Genomic DNA, 3,739 nt, shown 5'->3' on the forward strand with positions numbered 1-3,739 from the left:
GAGGGCAAGACGCGGGCGGTTACGCGCTTTGCGCTAACTGCCCCTACAGCTATTTTTGACTCGTCATGTCTTCGGCGTATTGCGCTTCGATAATTTTGTTAACCGTTTTTTGGTGACGTTTCCGTACGTTTACATCGTCTTTCATGATAACAAAAATGGAGCGCCAGGCATTTTTCTTGACCGGATAAGTCACGAAGGTGATGATGGCCGGAATTTCTCCGAACTTTGCCTGGAAGGTAATGGCAGCACGTTTCTCTTTTTTTTGGATTTCGCCGCGATGCGTTACTTGCATTTCTGTGCTATTTTCGCTACTGTTCATAAATTCCTGGACATATTCCGCAGCGCTTTTATTGTCATCGTTTGACAGCAGCGGACTAATATCCAGCTTTACTTCGCGGTTGTCGTCATCAATGGCGGTCAGCGTAATGCCGGTATCATCCGTGGTTCTATGCCATCCCGGCGGTGTTTCTACTGCCAGCGCACTTTGCAGAATGGAAACTGCGCCAAGCAGGGCGACGAGCAGGGCTGATTTGATTTTCATGGATTGCTCCAGTATGTTGGACGAATAATGGTGGGGCAAGCCCCACCCTACGACGGTTATTTTTTGCGAGCCATGTCTTCGGCGTATTGCGCGGCGATGATGTCTTCTGCCGTTTTTTGGTATTTTTGCAGTATTTCCGCGTTATTGGGCATAAATACGATGATGTCGCGCATATTTTCCGGGTCAAGCGGATAGATGGTTTCTTTCACCAGAATGGGTGAGCCGTTTATTTCTGTCTGAATGGCGATATTTGCCTGTCCGTCTTTTTCTTCAATCTTGCCGGATTGGGTGATTTTGGCGTCGTTGTTGTCAATCAGGTTTTGTTCGGCATTCTCCAGCAATTGTGCCGCTGTTTTGCCATCATTGGACAGGGATGGGCTAATGGCCAGCACGATGTCCTTTGCCTCGGCGCTTTCCGGTTGGTAGATGGTGGCGCCATTTTGGGCGCGTGTCATTTTCCAGCCCGCCGGGGTTTCAATGGCCATCGCATTTTGTGCGAGCAGCAGTGCGCCGCTGAGTGCCGTCAAAAAGATTTTCCGCTTCATGGTTTTTTCCTTAGTGTTTTGCTGAATGGGGCGACGATTATAACGGCATCCCCTTGTCGCAGCGGGCGAATTTTCCGTCATCGCGTATCCGCTGGCGAGCCGCTATCATGCCGCCTTTTTCTTCACGGGAATTTTTATGGATTCACTCACGCAGGCGGTACTGGGCGCGACGGTGCAGAGCATCGGCATGGGGCGGCAGCAGGGGCGCAAAGCGCTCGTCTATGGCGCGATTCTCGGCACGTTGCCCGATTTGGATGTGTTCATCCGCTACGCCGACCCGGTGTCGTCAATGACCTATCACCGTGGTTTCAGTCATAGTGTGTTCGTGCTGGCAGCGCTCGCCGCGCTCATCGCCTGGGCGGTGAAAAAGCGCTATCCGGACGCGCCTTACAGCGGCTGGCGGCTGTTTTTCACCAGCGCCGCCAGTCTCATCACCCACCCGCTGCTCGATGCCTTTACCGTTTACGGCACGCAACTGCTGTGGCCGTTCACGCCGACACCGCAGCAGTGGTCGGGCGTGTTCATCATTGACCCGCTTTATACCGTGCCGATGCTGCTCGCGCTCGGCCATGCCGCCTGGCACGGCTTGACGCGCAATGCCTGGCGCGGCCTGTTGGCGACGTTCCTCTGGGGCTGCGCCTATCTCGCTTTTGGCGCGTTCGGCAGTCATTACCACGCCGAGCGGGTACGGACGATGCTGGAAGGCGAAGGCATCGCGGTCAGGCGCGTCATGGCGACGCCGCTGCCGCTGACCAATCTCGTTTTCCGCGCTGTCGCCGAAACCGATAACGGCGACTATATCGAGGCGGTGAGCGGTTATTTTGACCAAAACCCGCCGGAGCATATCCGCCTGCCGCATGACCGCGCGCTGTTCGCGCCGCTCGCCCATGACCCGCTCTATCAGCGCCTCAACTGGTTCACCGGCGGCTGGCTGCGCGCTGATGATGTGAACGGCAAGCTGGTGGTCAGCGACCTGCGCATGGGTTTCGATGGCGCGCTCACCTTCCGCTTCGTCATGGCCGAACGCGACGCGGCGGGCAACTGGCAGACCGTCACCCCGTACCACTATGAAGACGGCGTGCCGGAAATGCGCCCGCTGCTGCGGCGTCTTTGGCCGCGCCTGTGGGGCAACGAACCGCCGCTGCCGCTCTCCGACTGGGCGGCAGGGCGGACGGAATGACGCCCTTCCACGGCAGTTACCGCCCCGAACAGGTGACGTTTCTGCTGAAGCCGATTGAACTCGCGCCCATCACTGACACCGCCGCGAAAGAAGCGCTCATCCAGAGCGGGCAGAAGCATTACAGCGAGATGCTCTCGCCCGAATACCCGCCGAGCGATGCCTACCTCGCGCTGTTTCGCGACGCCTGCGCGCAGAATGACGCTCGCCTCGCCGCCGACTGCCTGCGCCTCGCCGCGCTGATTGCCGCCAAACACCGCGCCCCGCCGGTGCTGGTCTCGCTTGCCCGCGCCGGTACGCCGGTCGGCGTCATCCTGTGCGACATCCTCGCCCGCCACTACCGCGCGCCCGTCGCCCACTACAGCATCTCCATCATCCGCGACCGTGGCATCGACCAAAACGCGCTGCGCCACATCCTCGCCCGTCATGCGGCGGAAAGCCTCGTTTTCATCGACGGCTGGACGGGCAAAGGCGTCATCGCGCGCGAACTTGACCGCGCCATCGCCGCTTACAACCGCGCGCATGGCACCGCAATTGACCCCGGCCTCTACGTCCTCGCCGACCTCTCCGGCACCGCCGCCTGCGCTGCCAGCAGCGACGATTACCTCATCCCCACCGCGCTGCTGAACGCCACCATCAGCGGCCTCATCAGCCGCAGCATCCTCAACGAACACATCGGTGCGGACGACTACCACGGCTGCGTCTATTACGACCACCTGCGCGCGCATGACCAGTCGCAAACCTACGCCGACCGTATCGCCGCGCTGCTCGCCCGCCTGCGCGCGCGTTACCGCATCAGCGACGACAACCTGATCAAACCCGGTATTGGCGAGACGACGCGCGTCCTCCTGCGCCGCCAGCCGGAGCGCCTGCTGCTACGCGATCCGGACGCCGCCGCTACCTGCCACCTCGTCCGCCTCGCGCAAGAAAAACACGTCGCCATCGAACACGCCCCCAAGCTGCCGTACCACGCCGTCGGCATCATCCGCAGCCACCGCCCCGGAGCCACCCCATGAACGCCCACCAACTCGGCGCCTGCCTCTACGTCCCCGCCATCCATCCGCAACTCGCCGCCATCGCCCGCGGCGAAAAACTGCCGCACATCCGTAGCGTCATCTACTGCACCGAAGACAGCGTCGCCGCACGCGACCTGCCGCGGGCGCTGGAACAACTCGCCGCCAGCCTCGGCGAAATCCCCGCCGACTGCCCGCGCAACCGCTTCATCCGCCTGCGCGACCCGGCGACGATGCAGCGCGTCCTCAAAATGCCGCACATCGAGCGCATCCACGGCTTTGTCCTGCCGAAAATCAGCGCGGACAACCTCGACGACTACGCCGCGCTGCGCGACACCCCCTGGCAACTGATGCCCACCCTTGAAAGCGCCGACACCTTTCTGGAGAGCGCGATGCTGCGCCTGCGCGACCAACTCGACCGCGACTGGCGCGCGCAAATCCTCTGCCTGCGCATCGGCGGCAA

5 protein-coding genes are annotated in these 3,739 nt (G+C 60.9%); 3 read left to right on the top strand and 2 right to left on the bottom strand.

The features are described from left to right. Nucleotides 1-49: 49 nt before the first annotated feature. On the bottom strand, nucleotides 50-541 hold the full coding sequence (locus Q0349_RS03875; protein ID WP_298079564.1) for a hypothetical protein: 492 nt from the start codon (nucleotides 539-541) through the stop codon (nucleotides 50-52). A 56-nt stretch (nucleotides 542-597) separates the two neighbouring features. Continuing rightward, the gene (locus tag Q0349_RS03880) at nucleotides 598-1,086 is read right to left on the bottom strand and encodes a hypothetical protein (protein WP_298079565.1); all 489 of its coding nucleotides are present in this window, start codon (nucleotides 1,084-1,086) and stop codon (nucleotides 598-600) included. A gap of 136 nt (nucleotides 1,087-1,222) precedes the next feature. Here Q0349_RS03880 and Q0349_RS03885 point away from each other — a divergent pair, with 136 nt between their 5' ends. The 3 genes from Q0349_RS03885 to Q0349_RS03895 all read left to right on the top strand — a co-directional run. Further along, the gene (locus tag Q0349_RS03885) at nucleotides 1,223-2,266 is read left to right on the top strand and encodes a metal-dependent hydrolase (RefSeq protein WP_298079566.1); all 1,044 of its coding nucleotides are present in this window, start codon (nucleotides 1,223-1,225) and stop codon (nucleotides 2,264-2,266) included. Continuing rightward, entirely contained in the window at nucleotides 2,263-3,279 is a 1,017-nt protein-coding gene (locus tag Q0349_RS03890; RefSeq protein WP_298079567.1) for a cysteine protease StiP family protein, read from the top strand. The genes Q0349_RS03885 and Q0349_RS03890 overlap by 4 nt, the downstream gene beginning before the upstream one ends. Continuing rightward, the coding region (locus Q0349_RS03895) for an HpcH/HpaI aldolase/citrate lyase family protein (protein ID WP_298079568.1) at nucleotides 3,276-3,739 on the top strand (464 nt) is incomplete at its 3' end. The genes Q0349_RS03890 and Q0349_RS03895, both read left to right, overlap by 4 nt.

It is taken from the genome of uncultured Cardiobacterium sp. (assembly GCF_938028185.1).
Classification (GTDB): domain Bacteria; phylum Pseudomonadota; class Gammaproteobacteria; order Cardiobacteriales; family Cardiobacteriaceae; genus Cardiobacterium.